Genomic DNA, 708 nt, shown 5'->3' with positions numbered 1-708 from the left:
CAGGAAATAACAGCATGATGCTGGTTACTGCACCCATGGCAAAGTTTTGCTGGCCCACCACTTGTTTGAAGATGTCGGTCGCCAGAACGTTATAGCTTCCGCCAATGACTTTCGGCACACCAAAATCGGTGATCACCAACGTGAATACGACAATCAGAGTGCTGATCAAACCGTATTTCGCCGCAGGTAACGTCACCATAAAAAAGGTCTTCATCGGTGAGGTTTTTAGAGCACGAGCGGCCTCATACAAACGGGCATCGGAAGTACGCAGCGAAGTGGTCAAAATCATCAGAGCATGAGGAAAGGTCCAAAAGATCAAACCCATTGAAATACCAATCACACCATACACTGAGTGACCACCAAGTAGCTCTTTCGCAACCCCTTGATTGCCAAAGAGGAAGATCAAGCTGATCGCAGGCAAAAGTGAGGGAGCAAGGATTGGCGCGGTACCTAAGATGTGAAATAGACCTTTAAATGGCATGCATGAACGCGTGAGTGCGTAAGCGTAACCAAAGGCCAGAATACCGACCACCGTCGTTACAACGAGTCCCAAAGTAAAAGTATTACCAACGGAAACCCACAACCTTGAAGAAAAAAAATAAGTCGCAAAGTTGGCTAACCCAACAAACTCTCCTTCGCTGTTTTGTACGCTTTTGGCCAGCATCGCCCACAATGGCATCAAGATGAACAAGATCATCATCGTGGAAA

Annotated in this window: 1 protein-coding gene; it reads right to left on the bottom strand. The window is 46.9% G+C overall.

The genetic code is table 11. The annotated features are described in order from the left end of the window. Nucleotides 1-708: ABC transporter permease subunit (locus R7P74_RS26465; RefSeq protein ID WP_336624116.1), on the bottom strand; the 708-nt coding region annotated here is incomplete at both ends.

The organism is Vibrio sp. 2033, assembly GCF_033339735.1.
The sequence above is the reverse complement of the archived record's forward strand: the minus strand, read 5'-3'. Positions and strand labels throughout refer to the sequence as shown.